14 protein-coding genes are annotated in these 17204 nt (G+C 60.2%); 8 read left to right on the forward strand and 6 right to left on the reverse strand.

The features are described 5' to 3' along the window. Nucleotides 1-6: 6 nt before the first annotated feature. On the reverse strand, nucleotides 7-1551 hold the full coding sequence (locus NXS98_RS01735; protein ID WP_283846740.1) for an ADP-ribosylglycohydrolase family protein: 1545 nt from the start codon (nucleotides 1549-1551) through the stop codon (nucleotides 7-9). A 159-nt stretch (nucleotides 1552-1710) separates the two neighbouring features. Between NXS98_RS01735 and NXS98_RS01740 the strand changes: the two genes are divergently transcribed. Beyond that, a complete protein-coding gene (locus tag NXS98_RS01740; protein ID WP_283846741.1) occupies nucleotides 1711-2391 on the forward strand; it encodes an acyltransferase in 681 nt (226 codons plus the stop codon). 67 nt (nucleotides 2392-2458) lie between these two features. Here the strand turns inward: NXS98_RS01740 and NXS98_RS01745 are convergent, their stop codons facing one another. Next, nucleotides 2459-2977: a DUF456 domain-containing protein gene (locus NXS98_RS01745; RefSeq protein WP_283846742.1), complete on the reverse strand. Its 519-nt coding sequence runs from the start codon at nucleotides 2975-2977 to the stop codon at nucleotides 2459-2461. A gap of 112 nt (nucleotides 2978-3089) precedes the next feature. Here NXS98_RS01745 and NXS98_RS01750 point away from each other — a divergent pair, with 112 nt between their 5' ends. The 3 genes from NXS98_RS01750 (at nucleotide 3090) to NXS98_RS01760 (ending at nucleotide 7165) form a co-directional block, all read left to right on the forward strand. Then, entirely contained in the window at nucleotides 3090-5678 is a 2589-nt protein-coding gene (locus tag NXS98_RS01750; RefSeq protein WP_283846743.1) for an HzsA-related protein, read from the forward strand. 279 nt (nucleotides 5679-5957) lie between these two features. Beyond that, a complete protein-coding gene (locus NXS98_RS01755) occupies nucleotides 5958-6560 on the forward strand; it encodes an H-X9-DG-CTERM domain-containing protein (protein WP_283846744.1) in 603 nt (200 codons plus the stop codon). 176 nt (nucleotides 6561-6736) lie between these two features. Then, entirely contained in the window at nucleotides 6737-7165 is a 429-nt protein-coding gene (locus NXS98_RS01760) for a hypothetical protein (protein WP_283846745.1), read from the forward strand. Between the two features lie 49 nt (nucleotides 7166-7214). Here NXS98_RS01760 and NXS98_RS01765 read toward each other — a convergent pair whose 3' ends face one another. From NXS98_RS01765 to proC, 4 genes are read right to left on the reverse strand one after another with little or no spacing between them, the layout of a single operon-like run. Beyond that, entirely contained in the window at nucleotides 7215-8579 is a 1365-nt protein-coding gene (locus NXS98_RS01765; protein WP_283846746.1) for an alpha/beta hydrolase family protein, read from the reverse strand. Between the two features lie 17 nt (nucleotides 8580-8596). Next, entirely contained in the window at nucleotides 8597-10354 is a 1758-nt protein-coding gene (gene polX / locus NXS98_RS01770; protein ID WP_283846747.1) for a DNA polymerase/3'-5' exonuclease PolX, read from the reverse strand. A gap of 11 nt (nucleotides 10355-10365) precedes the next feature. After that, on the reverse strand, nucleotides 10366-11508 hold the full coding sequence (locus tag NXS98_RS01775; protein ID WP_283846748.1) for an AI-2E family transporter: 1143 nt from the start codon (nucleotides 11506-11508) through the stop codon (nucleotides 10366-10368). After that, a complete protein-coding gene (gene proC, locus NXS98_RS01780) occupies nucleotides 11505-12320 on the reverse strand; it encodes a pyrroline-5-carboxylate reductase (protein ID WP_283846749.1) in 816 nt (271 codons plus the stop codon). Before proC ends, NXS98_RS01775 begins: the two co-directional genes overlap by 4 nt. A 111-nt stretch (nucleotides 12321-12431) precedes the next feature. Here proC and NXS98_RS01785 point away from each other — a divergent pair, with 111 nt between their 5' ends. From NXS98_RS01785 to NXS98_RS01800, 4 genes are all read left to right on the forward strand, one after another. Next, on the forward strand, nucleotides 12432-13820 hold the full coding sequence (locus NXS98_RS01785) for a PQQ-binding-like beta-propeller repeat protein (RefSeq protein ID WP_283846750.1): 1389 nt from the start codon (nucleotides 12432-12434) through the stop codon (nucleotides 13818-13820). A 192-nt stretch (nucleotides 13821-14012) separates the two neighbouring features. Then, complete coding sequence (locus NXS98_RS01790) at nucleotides 14013-15449, forward strand: glycoside hydrolase family 140 protein (RefSeq protein ID WP_283846752.1); 1437 nt, start codon at nucleotides 14013-14015, stop codon at nucleotides 15447-15449. Nucleotides 15450-15516: 67 nt separating this feature from the next. Further along, nucleotides 15517-16488: a S1C family serine protease gene (locus tag NXS98_RS01795; protein WP_283846753.1), complete on the forward strand. Its 972-nt coding sequence runs from the start codon at nucleotides 15517-15519 to the stop codon at nucleotides 16486-16488. Between the two features lie 87 nt (nucleotides 16489-16575). Continuing rightward, nucleotides 16576-17154, forward strand: a complete 579-nt coding sequence (locus NXS98_RS01800; RefSeq protein WP_283846754.1) for a universal stress protein — start codon at nucleotides 16576-16578, stop codon at nucleotides 17152-17154. The last annotated feature ends 50 nt before the right edge of the window (nucleotides 17155-17204 follow it).

The following is a 17204-nucleotide window of genomic DNA, read 5'->3' on the forward strand; positions in this document are numbered from 1 at the left end:
ATGGGGTTATTGATAAATCACCGCTTCGCGGATGGCGATGCGCCGCCCCTTGGAGCGGCTGTCCGCGGTGCCGTTGGGGACGAGGGTCAGCGTGTGCGGGCCGGGTTTCAGGCCGTAGATTTGCCACAGCACATTGTCATGGGTGTTGGGCACAATAAAGGCATCGAGCGGCAGCTTTTGTTTTTTACCGTCCACATAAACATCCGCCCGCGCTCCCTGCTCATTCGACACGCCCAGCACCGCCACGGCCACCCCTTCAAATTTAAGGACGGTGGACATTCCCACTCCTTCGGCCACCTTCAGGTTTTTTTCCGTGGTCCAGGGCCCGATCCATTCCCAGGCTTTGTCAGCAACGGCCACGCGGCGCACCGGCTTGCCGGGACTCCATTGCTCCAGCCGCGGCGCCATGGGTTTTTGCAGCTTCACGGTGACCTCGGTGTCGCTGACCTTGCCGCCGGTGGCGCGGATGATTTGCAGCGCCCGCTTTTCGGTGGAGGCCACAATTTCTTTGAACGAATAATCGGTGTAGTCGAACTTCTTATTTTCCAGGCTCGGCATCTCCTCCTTGAATTTTGCGGGAATGGCGGCATAGCCCAGCATCACGCCCAGCACGCCGGCGGCGCTGGAGGGATTGCAATCGCTGTCCTGGCCGCAGCGGGTGGAAATTTCCATGGTTTTTTCAAAATCGCCGTTGCCATAAAGCAGGCCCATGGCGATGTAGGCCCCGTTTAATTTGGCATCTATATTGAAGCTGGTCATCGCTCCATCAGGGCAGGGGTCGTCCTTGTCCCATTTGTCTTGCACCAGTTGCCAGACTTTCCGCCAGTCATTGGGATAAAGCGCATGCCAGTCGAGCACGTCCTTTATGAGTTGCCCATACTCGCTTTTGGCCGGGATGCAGGCGTATCCCGCCTCCACCACCTTGCGGGGGTTGTTTTCAAAGTACGCCACGGCATACATCCCGCACACGAACATCCCGCCATAAAGGCCGTCGCCATAGTTCATCACCCGCCCCACGCGGTCGCAGTACTTGTTGGATTCCCGCGGCAAACCGGGGCACATCAGGCCGATGAAGTCCGCTTCGATTTGGAAATCAATGTCATTGGCATGAAAATTGTAGCGCGGATGCCCTGACCACGGCGCGTCAATCCCCTGGTTCAAGACCCGCCGCGCGCCGGCATTGGCATGCCAGAGATGATATTTGGAATCGCGGAAGGCCCGGCCGTAATCCCGGCTGGTGGCCTGCAGGCCGATATCATCCATGACTTTGGCGAAGGTCATTTCCACATACAAGTCATCCTGGTGGATGGTGTTTTCCAGCATGCCCTGTTTCCAAACCAGCTCGCTTTCCAAAATCTTGCCTTGTGAGCGAAATTCCGTGGGCGCGCCGTACGCCACCCCAATCATCTGGCCGGCCCAGCCGCCGCGGATTTTGTCCAATAGCGCGGCCCGGCTCAGGGTGCGAATGTCCTGCGCGGGGGCTGCCGCGGCGGCCCAGTAGCCCAGGAGAATGGCCGCCAGTGCGATTTGCAGTGGAGAAGTGATATTCATGGCGTATGTTTGAAAACATTTCTAACCTGGCTCCCCCTATTCGGCACATTAAACAGGTGCACGCGAGGGGAGGCTTCACTGCATGGGTAAGCCATTCCCTGCGGCGGCTCAAGCAAATTTTGGATTTTCGCTCCGCCTTTCATCGCGTAGGCTGGCGCCATGTTTGCACCGGATGCTTTGTTTGATTTGAGCCAGACGGAACATGCGGAGGTTTTCGCGGGTTGCCGGCATGCTTGGGAAGCCTTGGCGCGGCTGGCTGATTACCTTCGGGACCGTGTTCAACCTGTGTTGAAGAACCGCTGTGAAGGCGTGGCTTACATTGGTGACCGGGTCTTTATCGGAGAGGGCACCCTGGTGGAGGACGGCGCAATGATTAAAGGCCCGGCCATCATCGGGCGCAACTGCCAGATTCGGCACAACGCCTACATTCGTGAAAACGTCATCATCGGCGATGGCTGCGTGGTGGGCAATTCCTGCGAGTTGAAAAACGCCCTCCTTTTCAACCATTGCGAGGTGCCCCATTTTAATTACGTGGGGGACTCCATTCTGGGGTACAAGGCCCATCTGGGGGCGGGGGTCATTTTGTCCAACCTCAAACTGGTGCCCGGCAACGTCACCGTGGCATGGGAGGGCCAGGTGTTGGATACCGGCCTGCGAAAATTCGGCGCCTTGATAGGAGACCGCGCCCAGATTGGTTGTAATTCAGTCCTGAACCCCGGCAGTATCATTGGCCGGGACTCTGTGATTTATCCCTGCACGAATTGGCGCGGTGTCCTGCCCGCCGGAGCCTTGGCCAAAAACAAGGCTCCCCAGGAAATCGTCCTGCGGGAAAAACGTTGAACCTTGGATTGCCAGCGTCTGCCCAACCCCTCTGGGGCGCCCTGAGTGACAAAGCCGGGGGCCTGCCTCACCGCAGCGATTGCCAGAGGACTTCGAGCGTAAACAACAAAGCGATTAAACCGGTAACAGCCGCCTTGCCCAGGGCCCCCGCCAACAACCCCATCGCCGCTCCCAGCCCGGCGCGCCATGCCTCATTTTTGGGGCGGCCGGTAGCCCGCTCCAGCAACACTGCTCCCAGCAAAGGACCCACGAATAATCCCAGAAAACTTCCCACCGCCCCTAAAAAGAATCCCCCTCCCACCCCTGCTAATAAACCCGCCAACGCGCCAAACATGCCCCAGCGGCTGGCTCCCATTTTTTTGGCGCCTGCTACAGCGGCCACGTAATCCAGGGCCATGGCCATACCGGCGAGCAGGACAAACACCGCGAATACCCACCAGCGCACGCTGGCATCGCCAAAGTACAGCTTGTGCGCCAGCACGGCCGCGATTGCCAGCGGCGTGCCGGGCAAACCCGGCAACATGCAACCCACCACCGCCACTCCCATCACAGCCAGGGCCAGCAGCAAGCCAATGATTTGCTCCATGCTCACTTCTTCAGTGTATGCTGCATGCAGGCAGGGGGCAATTTCAAACCGGGCAGGGGAATTTTCTTTTTATTCTAATATGAGAAGCCGAAAATACGTCCATTATAGAGTCATGAGGTCTGCATGGTGGTGGACTTGGATGGTTCTGCTGCTGCTGGCCCTGCCGCTGGTAGCGGCCGGGCCGGTACAGCGATTTTATGTAAAACATCCTCGCTGGGTGGAAACCATGGTTGCCACACGCGAGCGGCTGGCTGAAGCCCCTCTATCCGAACCCGAGCGCCGCCAGGCCAGCCATGCCCTCTGGTTGCAAATCGAGCGTGATTTCCCCGTGGAATGGGATTGGACGTTGCAGGATGCGGGGGTGGATTTTGCCTTTTGGTTTGCGCGGCGTGACCTGAGTGCCGAGCCCGCGATGGTGGAGCGGGTGCTGGCCGAACTTGGTGCGGGGGGGCAGACATTGCAGAAAGAACTGGCGCGCCTCCGGGCGCGGCGTGAGGCTCCACTGGCGGAGTGGCTTTCTCTATATCACCGTGCCGCCGAGGCCCGGCGTGCCTTGCGCCTGCAAACTGTGTTGCGTGAATCTCCCGCCATTCTCTTTACCCGCCGCCGTACCATTCGCCCGTCTTTTTTTGCTTATACCGAGGGACAGTCCGATGCCCAGCATGAACGGCATTTTTTACCGGGCGCTGCCTTGGGAGTGTTGGAGATGCATGGCCTTTACGGACGTGTTCGCACCCTCCTGGAGGACCCCCGGGGTGTAATCCGTGACCCCGAAGTGTCCTACGACGGCCGAAAAATCCTGTTCGCATGGAAAAAGCATTTGAATGAGGATGATTATCATCTCTACGAAATGACCCTGCCGGAGGGCCAAATCCGGCAGCTTACCTTTGGCTTGGGTTGCGCGGATTATGAGCCGGCTTACCTGCCCAATGGCGACATCATTTTTGCCTCCACCCGTTGTGTGCAAACGGTGGATTGTTTCTGGACGGAAGTCAGCAATCTCTACACCTGCAATGCGGACGGGCAGTTCATTCGCCGGCTGGGGGTGGACCAGGTGCACACCGTCTTTCCTACCGTGACCGAAGACGGCCGGGTGTTGTACACCCGTTGGGATTACAATGACCGCGGCCAGGTTTTCCCGCAGGCGTTGTTTCAAATGAATCCCGACGGTACGGGGCAAACCGAGTTTTACGGCAATAATTCCTGGTTTCCCACCACCATTGCCCATGCCCGCCAAGTCCCCGGCACGCAAAAAGTGCTCGCCATTCTTTGCGGCCATCACTCGCCCCAAACCGGCAAACTGGCCATCATTGACCCGGCACGCGGCCGCCAGGAGAACACCGGGGTGACGCTGATTGCACCGGAGCGGGAAACCAAGGCTGAGCGGATTGATGCCTACGGCCAGGAAGGGGAGCTCTTTCAGTACCCCTATCCCTTGAATGAGCATGAATACCTGGTGAGTTATGCCCCCTTGGGATGGGCCCATGACCACGGCCGCGGCGACGCGCACTTCAGTCTATATTATATGGACCGCGCCGGCCGCCGCGAATGGCTGGCGGGTGACCCGAAATGTGCCTTGCAACACCCCGTGCCATTGCGGCCCCGGCCTCGCCCGCTGGTGCGTCCTGCGCTGGTGGATTATCGGAAAACCAACGCGGTATTTTATCTTCAGGATGTGTACCTGGGGCCGGGGCTGGCTGGTGTGCCGCGCGGCACCATCCAGCAGTTGCGCGTGGTGGCCTTGGAATTTCGCGCGGCTGGCATCGGCAACAACGGCAGCGGCGGCCCGGGCGGCGGGGCGCTCATCAGCACACCCATTGCCATCGGCAACGGCAGTTGGGACGTCAAGCGGGTGTTGGGCCATGCCCGTGTGTACCCTGATGGTTCAGCCGCTTTCCAGGTGCCCGCGCGCACGCCGGTTTATTTTCAGGCGCTCGATGCCAACGGCCATGCTGTGCAAACCATGCGCAGTTGGTCCACCTTGCAGCCCGGTGAAATTGCCTCCTGCGCGGGGTGCCACGAGCATAAAAACAGCGCGCCGCCGGTGACGCGCCCCACGCTGGCCCAGCGGGCCGGCCCGCAGGAACTCGAGCCTTTTTACGGGCCGCCGCGCGGTTTTAGTTTTCAACGCGAAATTCAACCCATTCTCGACCGCCATTGTGTGAGCTGTCACCACCGGCGCGAGGAGATGATGCCCGGCGCCCGCTGGCTGGAAGGCCGGGGCACTTACCGGGCGGCGGGCAGCACCGATACCAATGCCTTCAGTCTGCTGGGCCTGCCGGTGACCGATACTTTTGCCCGGCGGCAGTGGAGCGAGGCTTATTTGAACCTGACCCAGAGCATTCGGGACCGGGTTGAGGGCCAGCCCGGCCCCTACCGCGGCCAGCCAGAGGGGAAAATCGTTAAGTGGATTTCGTCGCAATCGGTTCCTTCGATGTTGCCGCCCTATTTTGCCGGGGCCTCGCGCAGCCAGCTTATTACCCTGTTGAGAAAAGGGCATTACCACGTGCAATTGAACCGCGAAGAGATGGACAAACTGGCCTGCTGGATTGATTTGCTGGTGCCTTTTGCCGGCGATTACTACGAAGCCAATGCCTGGACCCCGCAGGAAAAAGCCAAGTACGACCATTATCTGGAAAAGCGCCGCCGACTTGAAGCAGAGGAGCGAGAAACACTGATTCGTTGGTTGACAAAGCGCTGAATCCAGCCTCCCTTCTGGGCCCCCATGCTTGGAAATGAGGCGGCTTCTTGAGGCTTGTCACAAAGCGGCCAACGTGGTTAAAGTACGCTCATGGAGTACTTCATGGGAAAGCCAATGAGCATGTGCCATGAAGGGGGCGCACGTTCTGTTTCAAGCATGGTGTTTGGCAACTTTGTTGGCCTGGGCGGCAAGTAGGGGAAAAGTCCCTGGGAGGAGGGGCAGTATGGCCAGGTGAGGTGGGAGAACGTTTGACCTGCACGGATAAGGAGCGCGCAAGCGATGAAAACCCAAGCCCAACAAACCATTGGCTGGCTGAGGGTAAAGGCATTCACCCGAAGTGAACTGGTGCTGGTGGTGACTACCACAGTTTTTTTGCTGGCGACCATGGCGATGGCTGGGCGACAGGCATGGCGGGAATCCAAACGCACCGTTTGTGGCAACCATTTGCGGGTAATTAGTCAGGGCTTTCTCCAGTTTTCCAGCCAAGATGGTCGTTTGCCGCAGGCAGCCCGCATCCACCAGCCCAAACCGTTGGATTGGATTTATTGGCAGCTTGATCGAGAGTTCGAGAGCAGCGCTCTTGCGCCGTTTTGTCCGGACTGGCGGTTGGAGCGATTGCAGTGTCCCTTGGATACTCGGTGGGCGGATCGCTCCTACCTGGCCACTTATACCATGAATGGTTACACGGAGCGCGCCATGGTGCGGGACATGGGACCGCCCGGGAAAATATTGGTGGCCGAGCAAGAGCGGCCCAATGATGGTTGCTGGGGGCCAGGTTTGGGGGAGGAACCGTTGACGCGCCGCCATCAAGGGCGGGCCGGTGTGGCCTTTGCGGATGGTCATGTTCAGTTCATCAGAACCTACGTTAAGGAGGAACGATGATTCGCCATGCGACAAACCGTGCATTCACACGGGTGGAATTATTGTGCGTGTTGGTGATGGCTTTGTTGGCTGGGGGCTGGCTGACTTGGGCAGGATGGCACTGGCGAGAGTGTCGCAAACAATCCCGCCGGGCGGCTTGTGTGGCGCAGATGAAAGAATTGGGACAGGCGTTTCTTATGTGCGCGCAGACTGAGGAACGGCTGCCACGTTCCGCCGGCAAAAGCCGGATGGCGACGAATGACTGGATTTTCTGGCAAACCAACCGGCCGTTGCAGGAGAGTGTTATGTCGCGTTATCACCCGGATTTCTCCCCACCACTTTTGCGCTGTCCCATGGATTTTGAGGCCGAGCGACGGGTGTATGCCTACAGTTACACCATGAATGAGCATTTAAGTCAGCGCCGCCTGTTCCGCGAAGGGCCGCGCGGTATTATTATGCTGGCGGAGGAAGTGGCACCCAACGATGGTTCGTGGGCGCCCGGCAATCCAGCCGACCAGCTTGCTGGCCGGCACGATGGCATGGCCAACGTGGTGTTTGGGGATGGACATGTAGAACAGACACCACCTCGGGATGCCACGGGACCTTCCTTGCCGTTGCCGAAGTGAAATTGAGTTGTTGCGGTAAAGCAGGCCAGGGCGTTGCGCGTCTCTTGGACTAATCGGCGGTCGGCAAGGCAATGGTAATTTCCGCGCTAAATACCAGGCGCGGGTCTCCGCGTTCCTGCAAGGTTTGCGCCAAGGTTTCCAGTGTGCGGGGCACCACGCCGTGGAATAATCTGCGCGAGCGTTGTTGGACCGTCACAGGAGCATCGAGATTCAGCATGGCGTCATTCAGCCTAATCAAGAGGCGACCCACGTCTTTCACTTGGAGGATATCAATAATATTTTCCTGGCGTTGCACGTGGACTTCCTGATTCACCCTGGCTGTGCCTGCCGGCAGCGCCAGCCAGTAAAATTGTTCATGGGTCACATCATCCTGCCGCCAGACAACCCGCTGGGGCCACGGCTGGCGGTGGAATTGCTCCATCCACGGAATGGCCTGCCGATCCGCCAAATCCATCCAATGCCCCTTGCCGGCGTGCAACACCACTTTATGCACGTAACCCTCGGGGTCGGCCTGATGAAGCGCCGCCAGTTTGCGCCCCCATTCTTCCGCCACTTGATTGCGTTTATAGGCTGCATCCAGCGCGCCCACTTGCAAAATAAATGGGAGATTGCGCAGCCCCAGGGGGGAGGCCTCGTTGGGATGGCCGGCCATCATGGCCGCGGCGGCAAAACGGTCCGCCATGCGCGGGGCCACCTGATAGACGCCGTCGCCGCCCGCCGAGTACCCCATGAGATAAATGCGATCCGGATTCACCGGTCCCAGCACGATGAGGTTCTCAATGAGCCGCACTAAAAAACGATCCATGTGGGCCTGGTGCCACAAGTCCCAGGTGTCCGTGGGCGCTCGCGGGGCCAGATAAATGCCTTCTTTGGGCGCGTAAGCCTGAGCCAGGCGGATTTGGTTTTTCCATTGCGAATCGTTGACGGCCGGGGGCGCGCCACCGCCACCGTGCATGGCAATGAACAGGCTGCGGCCACCCGGCGGGGGCGGATTGGTGGGGCCAAAGCTCACCATTTCAAACCGCATTTTCAGGCCGTTCAATTCAAGGACTTTGGCCTCCATCTCCGCCGCCCGTGTGGCGCGAATCCAAGCCGCGTGATCTTCCCATAACAGGCTTTGTGCCCGTTGCGCATCCGGTCGGGTCAAGGGCGTGCGGCCAAAGGTCGCCTGGGCCAGAGCGGGACGTTTTTCGCGGGGCTGGCGCAGCCACTCTTCCAATTGCCGCACAGCCTTGGCGGAGGCGGAGATGTCGGCGGCCTGGGCCATGGCGATGATGCCTCCCAGGAGCCAGACCCCCAGCAGACACCGTCCCGTGGTGAAAAAGATATGCAATGCTCCTTCGGCAAGACGCCGGGGAATCAGTATGGGATATTGGCAAAAGCCGCGAGAGGACAGCGGGTGACAGGGGGGCATAAACTACGGGTCAGCGGTTACCGGGCGCGTTTACCTTCTTGCAAAGCCCTGAGCAGTTGGGGGAGGGGGAGGGTGTTCACCACATCCGCTTTTTCCAGCCAGCCTTTGCGTGCGACCTGCGCCCCCAGGCGCAAATAGCCGGCATGCTCGTGGCGGTGGGCATCAGGGTTGATGACACATTTGACCCCCTTGGCCTTGGCGAGCGGCCACCAACGCCAGTCCATGTCCAACCGATAGGGGTTGGCATTCAATTCAATCCATGTGCCGGTTTCGGCACAGGCGTCAATGACCGCCTCCAGGTTGACCTTGTAAGCTTCGCGCTCCAAAAGCAACCGGCCGGTGGGATGGCCCAACATGTGCACCCAGCGGTTTTGCGCGGCGGCGATAAGGCGTTTGGTGTTCTCGGCTTCATTCTGGCTGAAGCCTTGATGGATGCTGGCCACCACCACGTCCAGCTCCGCCAGCAGGTCATCGGGAAAATCCAATTTGCCGCCAGCCAGAATGTCCACTTCCGTGCCGGTCAGCAGGCGCACTTCCATGCCTTCGTCGGCCAGGTGCCGGTTGACTTCCGCAATCGCCTTGATTTGCTCGCGCACCTTGTCTGGCTCCAAACCGTGTGCCTGGAAAGAAGCGCGGGAATGATCGGTAATGGCCCAGTAGCCAAAGCCCCATTCTTCGGCCTGATGCGCGATTTCCCGCAAGGTATGCTGGCCATCGCTCCAATTGGAGTGATTATGCAGCGAGCCGCGCAAATCCGTCCATTCGAGCAGGCGGGGCAGGGGACCTTTTTCGGCCGCGGCAAATTCACCGCGGTCTTCGCGCAATTCGGGGGGAATGTAGGCCAGCTCCAGCGCGGCGAAAATCTCCTCTTCCGTACGGCAATCCAAACGCAGCGCCGGATCGCGGGTCTCTTCCTGCGAGCGGAATAATCCATACTCGTTGAGGCGCAAACCACGCTGGATGGCGCGCTGCCGCATGACAATGTTGTGCTCCTTGCTGCCCGTGAAATAGGCCAGCGCAAAGGGATATTCGGCGTCACTGACCACCCGCAAATCGGCCTGCAGTCCCCCTTCCAGCACTACACTGGCCTTGGTTTCCCCCTTGGCCTGCACGGTCAGGATGCCGGGCAATCGCGTGAAGAAATCTATGACTTCAGCAGGTTTTTTGGAGGAGGCCAGAAAATCCACATCGCCAATGACCTCTTTCCACCGCCGCAAACTGCCAGCCGTGCTGCAGCGAATAACCTCTGGATGCTGGCGCAGAGCCTCGAGGATGGGTTCGGCGGCGGCCAGCGCCACATCCAGCCGATGGCGCGAGGCATATTGGCGGCGAAAGGCGATGCCCTCCAAGATTTTGGCCTGCGTTTTCTCGCCAAAACCATCCAGCGTTGCCACCTTGCCTGCCTGGCAGGCCGCCTCCAGTTTGGCGACGTCATCCACCCCCAGTTTTTCGTACAAGGCCTTGATTTTCTTTGGCCCCAGGCCGGGGATGGTCATCAGCTCCCGCAAACCCGGCGGAATAGAGGCTTTCAGCTCTTCGTAGTAGGGCAACTGGCCGGTGGTCACCAGCAGGGTGATTTTTTCCTGCAACGCCTCCCCGATGCCTTTGATGCTCCCCAAGCGCTCTTCCGCCACCACTTTTTCCAGTGGCTCCTCCAAGGCCAGCAATGCGCGCGCCGCGTTGGCATAGGCGCGCGCCTTGAAGGGGTTTTCGCCCTTCAGCTCCAGCAGCACGCTGATATCCTGCAAAATCTCGGCAACCTGTTGTTTATCCATAAGGGACTGGCTCAGGCTGAGGACGCCGAAACCGGCGCGGCGGTGGCGGCTTTTTGCCGCTTCCAAACATATCGGGCCAGCATGGCGCGCAGGGCGGCGGCCAGCGGGATGGCCAGCAGCCCGCCCATCACCCCGCCCATGAGGGTGGTGCCCGTCAAAATGGCCACAATGACCAGCACTGGATGCAGCCCCACACGGTCCCCGATAATCTTGGGTGAGATGAAAAGACTTTCGATGATTTGTGCCGCCGCAAAGATGGCCAGTAACAGGGCTGGATGCCACCAGTCACCAAATTGCACCACCGCAATGATGACGGCCAGCCCCACACTGATCATGTAACCTAGGTAAGGGATGATGCCCAGGATGGCCGCCAGCGCACCCAGCAGCAGCGCATAGTTCAAGCCGAGCGCCATATAACCCACCGTCAGCATGGCGCCCATGCAGAGGGCCACGAGTACTTGCCCGCGGAAAAAGGCCACCAGGCAATCATTGAACGCTCGCAGCACATAAACCACTTCTTCTTTGAGGCGCGATTCTGCGATGGGCAGGTAATGCTCCCAGCGCGCCACGATCTGATTTTTCTCCAACAAAAAGTAGAATAAATACACCGGCGCCAGGGCCAGCCCCGCCAGAAATCCCAGCCACCCGGCGGCTTTGGCCACTTGTTGCAACAGCCAGGTGGTAACTGCGGGGAGGGTTTCCTTCACCCGGCTTTCCAATTCCGTATCCCACAGCGCCTGCAATTTCACGCCGGCGGCGGTGTTCTTCAGCATTTCATCCAGGCGCAGACGGAATTTTTCGATGGTGGCCGGCAGCGTATCCACCAAATGCATGATCTCATAGACAAGTTGGGGGATCACAGTCGCCAGAAGAATGAGCACCAGCATCACTGCCAGAAAAAACACCAGGAGAATGGCGCGGGTGCGGGGGATGTTGAGTTTTCGCTCCAGCGCGGTGACCACCGGGTCCAGCAGGCAGGCCAGAATGGCGGCCAAGGCCAGCGGCAGCAGCACATGGGATAACATTGCCACCACCCCCGCCGCTTGCACGATGATGAAATACCATACCCCCAGCGCCAGCCCGCCCAGCAAAGCCGTCAGGCTGACCCAGAAAACCCGTGCCAGGCCAGGCGGCATGGTTTCAGGGCTTTTCATTTATTTCCCAACAGGCGGCTTTTATCAGTGGCGGCTCGGACTGCGGCAATAAAAGCCGCGCGGACGCCGGCCTTTTCCAGTTCGTGCAATCCTTCGATGGTGGTGCCGCCGGGACTGGTGACCTGGTCTTTCAAGACCCCCGGATGTTGGCCCGTTTCCATGACCATGCGCGCCGCGCCCAAGACGGTCTGCGCGGCCAAACGGGTGGCCACTTCCCGCGGCAACCCCGCGGCCACGCCCCCGTCACTCAACGCTTCTATGACCATATAAACATAGGCCGGGCCGCTGCCGCTCAGACCGGTGACCGCATCCAGCAACGGCTCCGGCACCTGGCACGCAAAGCCCAGAGCGGCCAGCAGATTTTGCACCAGCTCCCCATCGGCAACCGTGGCGTGAGCGCCCAGCGCATAGGCGCTGGCGGCCGCGCCGACAATGGCCGGTGTGTTGGGCATGACGCGCACGACTCGTGTTCCCTCCGGCACCACGGCCTGCAAGCGCGCCAGCGGCACACCAGCCGCAATTGAAACCACCAGATGCCGCCGACTCAACTGGGGGGCTATTTCCTGCAACACGCCGGCCACTTGCGCCGGTTTCACCGCAACAAAAAGAACCTCGGCAGCGTCGGCCACCGCGGCATTGGATTCCATCGCCCGCCCGCCCGCTTCGCGCACAAAACTGGCCAGGGCGGCGGGTGACACATCGCTGGCGCTGATGGCGTCCGATTCCACCAGTCCAGCGCGCACAAAACCGCGTGCCAGAGCAGTAGCCATCTTGCCGGCGCCGACGAAACCCACTTTCAAATTGGCAATCATGGATTTTTCTTAGCAGTCCCCCCGTTCCTTGGAAAGCGCAAAGCCACCGCCCGGAATCCTGAAATTGAATGACAATAGCCCCGTGCACGTATAATCTAGGTTGGGTTGAACATGACAGAACGACCTGCAGCGAAATTCCTGCCCTCCGGCTTGATTGTGGCCGCCTCCCTGGCCCTGCTTTGGTGGGCCTTTGGCCCCACGGCACCGGTCACCTCCCGTCTGCCGGGTCAGGATGGCAGCGAACAGGCTGCCAAGGCCGCCGCGGCCAAATGGGAGGGCAAACTCATTCCCGGCGCCGGCCAGCCGGCGGACATTCCCGGCTCTTGGCCGCGTTTTCGCGGACCCAATTGGGACAATATCTGCACTGACCCCACTCCCCTGGCCCGAAGCTGGCCGGAAAATGGTCCCCCCCTGCTTTGGAAAATTGATGTGGGCGAAGGCTTTGCTGCCGCGGCCATCTGGAATGGGCGCGTGTACGTCATGGATTACGACCGGGCCAGCGAATCCGATGCCCTGCGCTGCCTCTCGCTGACCGATGGCCGCGAAATCTGGCGTTACGCTTACCCGAGCAAAACCAAGCGCGACCATGGCATGAGCCGCACCATTCCGGCCGTCACGGAAAAATACGTGGTGGCCATTGGCCCCAAATGTCAGGTCATTTGCGTGGACCCCCTCACCGGCGCATTGAAATGGCAGATGAATCTGCCGCGCGAATTTGGCACAGAAGTGCCCCCCTGGTACGCCGGCCAATGCCCTTACGTCGAAAACGACCGCCTCATTTTGGGCACGGGCGGCAGCGCCCTGGTGGTGGCGGTGGACTGCCTCACCGGCCAGATTGTCTGGCGCTCGCCCAATCCCAATCGCTGGCAGATGACCCATTCCTCCATCGCTCCCTTCACCTTCAACGGCCGCCGGATGTTTGCCTATTGCGCCAGCGGCGGGGTGGCCGTGGTGGCGGATGGTACGGGCGAAATCCTGTGGGAGACCAATTCCTGGAAAATCACCATTGCCAACATTGCCATGCCGCTGGTCATTGGCGGGGACCGGCTCTTTTTCAGCGGTGGTTACAACGCGGGGGCCATGATGGTGCAGTTGCGCGAGCAGCAAGGGCGCCTCGTCGGCGAGACCCTTTTCCGTTTGGAGGCCAAGACCTTCGGCGCCGAGCAACACACCCCCATCCTCTATCAGGACCATATCTTTGGTGTCCGTCCTGATGGCCAGTTGGTCTGCCTGGACCTCAACGGCAAAGTGGTCTGGCAGAGCGGCGCTGCCAACCGTTTCGGCAAAGGCCCCTATTTCATTGCCCAAGGCATGATTTACCTTCTGGATGACAACGGTACGCTGACTTTGGCCGAAGCCAGCACTGCGGGCTATAAACCGCTGGCGCGGGCCAAAGTGCTGGACGGCCCCGATGCCTGGGGCCCCCTTGCCATGGTGGCAGGGCGGCTCATCGTGCGTGACCTCTGGAAAATGGCCTGCCTGGACGTGCGCGCCAAATAGCAAAGCGTTCTTCCCAGCGCTGTGTTGTCTGGTGTCCTCGCTGCGGGCGGGGGAGGGGGAGTGGCCTGATGCGACGGCAACACCCTGAAGGAAATTACCCTCCTTCTGGGGCAGGGCAGAGGGCCGAAACATTACGCTTTGCCCATACTCAAGACTCGACAGGCTTTGCCTTGTTTGAGCATTCTCTCCGCCATGAAACACGAAACATCCCCAAAGCTGTTGTTTTGGCTCTTGCTCGCAGCTCTGGCCCTGGCCTCCTACCCGCCTGCACAGGCTGCCTTGCCCAAGTTGAAAGTTAGTGACAACCGCCGTTTTCTGGCCACCGAAGACGGGCGTCCTTTCTTTTACCTTGGCGATACCGCTTGGGAGCTTTTTCACCGGCTCAACCGCGAGGAGGCGGATCGTTACCTCGAGGACCGCGCCAAAAAAGCATTCAATGTGGTCCAAGCTGTGGCTTTGGCGGAGTTGGACGGTCTGAATGCTCCCAACGCTTATGGCCATCGCCCCTTGGTGAACAACAATCCCTTGCAGCCCGACATCAAAGAGGGCCCCAACAACGATTATTGGGACCACGTGGACTATATCATCAACAAGGCCAACAGCCTGGGCATTTATGTTGGCCTCCTGCCTACCTGGGGAGATAAATGGAATAAAAAATGGGGTGTGGGCGGCCTGCAATTTACTCCCGATATGGCGGCGGCCTACGGCGAGTGGCTCGGCAAACGCTATCGCGACAAGGGCATCATCTGGATTCTCGGCGGCGACCGGCCCGTGGAAAACGACGAGCACCGCGGCATCATTCGCGCCATGGCCCGCGGCCTGCGCCAGGGTGACGGCGGCGCGCATCTCATAACCTTTCATCCGCCCGGCGGCGCGGGCTCTTCCCAATGGTTTCATCAGGAGGACTGGCTGGACTTCAACATGCGCCAAAATGGTCATGCCGTTGATTACACCGGCCGTTATGACCAAACCCGCGCCGATTATAACCGCACTCCCATCAAGCCGGTGATTGATGGTGAGCCCATTTACGAAGACCACCCCATAAATTTTGCGGCGGATAAACAGGGCCATTCCACCGCGGCCGATGTCCGCCGGCCTTTTTACTGGGATGTTTTTTCCGGCGCCTGTGGCCATACCTATGGCCATCATTCCGTCTGGCAGATGTGGGCCACCCACCACCAGCCCATCAACAATCCCCTCATGCCGTGGCACGAGGCCATCCAGCAACCGGGCGCGGCCCAGATGCAACATGGCAAGCATCTGATTCTTTCCCGGCCCTATTTTACCCGCATCCCGGATGACGACGTGATTGTGACCGACCGGGTGGCCACCTCGGTGCCCGGGGCCGGCCGCTACCGTTTTGTGGCCACGCGGGATAGCGCTGGCAGTTACGCCATGGTCTATGCCCCGCTGGGCCGGGCCTTCAAAGTGCGCATGAACAAAATTACCGGCCCCACCGTGCGCGCCTGGTGGTTCAATCCCCGCACCGGCGCCGCCCAGCGCATCGGCGAGTTTCCCAGCACCGGCGAACGCACGTTTGTGCCGCCTGACCCGGGCGAGGTCCTCGACTGGGTGCTGGTGCTGGATGATGCCGCCAAAAATTATCCACCGCCCGGCCAAATCCAATAGCATGGTCTCTGGTTTTGTGAGGTTGGCAGGGCGTGGCATGGGTCTGGGGGGACCTCTGCTTGCGGCGGTGGCATGCTTAATTTCCCTTGGTCTGCCCGGCCCGCTTTCGGTGGGCGCGGCTTCGCGCGAAACCCTGTACCAGCGGGCCGTGGGTGCCAGTGTGGAAGTGTTGTTGGATGGTCGTCACAACGGCAGTGGTTTTTTCGTCAACGCCACTGGCACCATCGTGACCGCCGCCCACCTATTCACCCGCTCCAATGCCGTTGTGGAAGTGCTTTCACCCCGGTTTGGGCGTTTGCCGTGTCTTTTAGTGGCGCGTGACGTGGGCCACGACGTGGCCCTGCTGCAAACCCAGCCGCCCATGCGTCAGGCCCCCGCTTTGCCGCTGGCCAGCCGCCGGCCCGGCGTGGGTGAGGACTTGATGCAACTGGGAGCGCCCATTTTCCGGCAGGCCCTCTGGCAGCCGGGGCGTGTGGCCAAAGACGCTGTTGGGTATGAGTTTTACGGCCCACGGCTGGGGTACGTGGAAGTCATCTACCTGGCCGCCATGATGCAAGGCGGCACCTCCGGCGGGCCTTGGCTGGATTCCAAGGGACGGGTGGTTGGGGTTCAGTCCGGCTCTCTCTCCATGGAAAACCGGCCGATGGGCATGGCCTACCTTGCCCCGGTGGAGGCGGTGCATGCCCTCCTAAAAACCCGGCGGGACGCGGCCACTCCCGATGCGGGCGTGGGGGTGGACCATCCTTGGGAAATGGACCCCTCCTATATCAAGCAACTGCCAGCCAACTCCACCGGCCTGGTGGTCAGCGTGTTGCGCACCAATGGCCCCGCCGCCAGGGCCGGACTGAAACTTCGGGACTTCCTCATGACCGTCGGGGAACGCCCCTTGTTTCGCATCCCGGACTTGTTGCAGGAAATCCGCCGCCGGCAGCCGGGCGACACCCTCCAACTGCGCGCCTGGCGTCCCACTGAAAAAACGAATTTGACCTTCACCTTGACCCTGGATTGCGCGGAAACGGTGGTCTGGCAGAAACCTTGAGACCGGCCGCGCTGCGGATGCAAGTTGCCGAAATGTAACCGTTTTGTTGCTGAGAAATCATTATCAGGCGGTTATATTATCATGGATATGACAACAAATTGGCATCCCCCCGGGACGGCGGTGGCAGCTCCGCGGACAAAATGTTGTCACGCGTTGGAATGGGAGCGCATTCTGGTGCCGGTGGATTTCACCCCCGCTTCCATAGATGCCCTCAAATACGCCGCTCGCCTGGCTGCCGAGGCGGGTTCCAGCCTGGTGCTCCTGCACGTGCTGGACTACGTGCGCGGGGTGGATGACCGCAATTTGTTTTACGGTTTGGACGAGGTGGGCGAAATGGCCTCACGGCGCCTTGCGCATCTGGCGGGTCTGCTGGTGCCCCCACAGGTCCCGGTGCGGGTGCTGGTGCAGCGCGGCAAACCGGCACGCGAAATCCTGGCCACCGCGGTGGCGGTGGATTGCCAGGCCATTGTGCTCAGCCCTCACACGCGCAGTTGGTTTTACCGCCTCTGGGATGCCGGCGTCACGCGGCGCATTGCGCGCCAGGCGCCTTGTCATGTGTTGATTTTTCAAAGCCCCCACGCGGACAAGACCGAGCCTTCCTATTGGGATTACCTGGCCGACCGCATGGTGGAAGCGGGCGCTGAAGTCAAAACTCCCGTGGCCTGAGAGCGCTGGCCCTCCGGGGCGAAATGATGCCCTCCTTAGAATGCAGGGCG

Source organism: Fontisphaera persica (assembly GCF_024832785.1).
GTDB classification, from domain to species: Bacteria; Verrucomicrobiota; Verrucomicrobiia; order Limisphaerales; family Fontisphaeraceae; genus Fontisphaera; species Fontisphaera persica.

Excerpts from the sequence above, each read along its gene's own strand:
- NXS98_RS01775 (WP_283846748.1), bottom strand. The coding sequence starts at position 11,508 with ATGAAAAGCCCTGAAACCATGCCGCCTGGCCTGGCACGGGTTTTCTGG.
- NXS98_RS01750 (WP_283846743.1), top strand. The coding sequence starts at position 3,090 with ATGAGGTCTGCATGGTGGTGGACTTGGATGGTTCTGCTGCTGCTGGCC.
- NXS98_RS01785 (WP_283846750.1), top strand. The coding sequence starts at position 12,432 with ATGACAGAACGACCTGCAGCGAAATTCCTGCCCTCCGGCTTGATTGTG.
- NXS98_RS01765 (WP_283846746.1), bottom strand. The coding sequence starts at position 8,579 with ATGCCCCCCTGTCACCCGCTGTCCTCTCGCGGCTTTTGCCAATATCCC.
- NXS98_RS01800 (WP_283846754.1), top strand. The coding sequence starts at position 16,576 with ATGACAACAAATTGGCATCCCCCCGGGACGGCGGTGGCAGCTCCGCGG.
- NXS98_RS01755 (WP_283846744.1), top strand. The coding sequence starts at position 5,958 with ATGAAAACCCAAGCCCAACAAACCATTGGCTGGCTGAGGGTAAAGGCA.
- proC (WP_283846749.1), bottom strand. The coding sequence starts at position 12,320 with ATGATTGCCAATTTGAAAGTGGGTTTCGTCGGCGCCGGCAAGATGGCT.
- NXS98_RS01740 (WP_283846741.1), top strand. The coding sequence starts at position 1,711 with ATGTTTGCACCGGATGCTTTGTTTGATTTGAGCCAGACGGAACATGCG.
- polX (WP_283846747.1), bottom strand. The coding sequence starts at position 10,354 with ATGGATAAACAACAGGTTGCCGAGATTTTGCAGGATATCAGCGTGCTG.
- NXS98_RS01745 (WP_283846742.1), bottom strand. The coding sequence starts at position 2,977 with ATGGAGCAAATCATTGGCTTGCTGCTGGCCCTGGCTGTGATGGGAGTG.
- NXS98_RS01760 (WP_283846745.1), top strand. The coding sequence starts at position 6,737 with ATGTGCGCGCAGACTGAGGAACGGCTGCCACGTTCCGCCGGCAAAAGC.
- NXS98_RS01735 (WP_283846740.1), bottom strand. The coding sequence starts at position 1,551 with ATGAATATCACTTCTCCACTGCAAATCGCACTGGCGGCCATTCTCCTG.
- NXS98_RS01790 (WP_283846752.1), top strand. The coding sequence starts at position 14,013 with ATGAAACACGAAACATCCCCAAAGCTGTTGTTTTGGCTCTTGCTCGCA.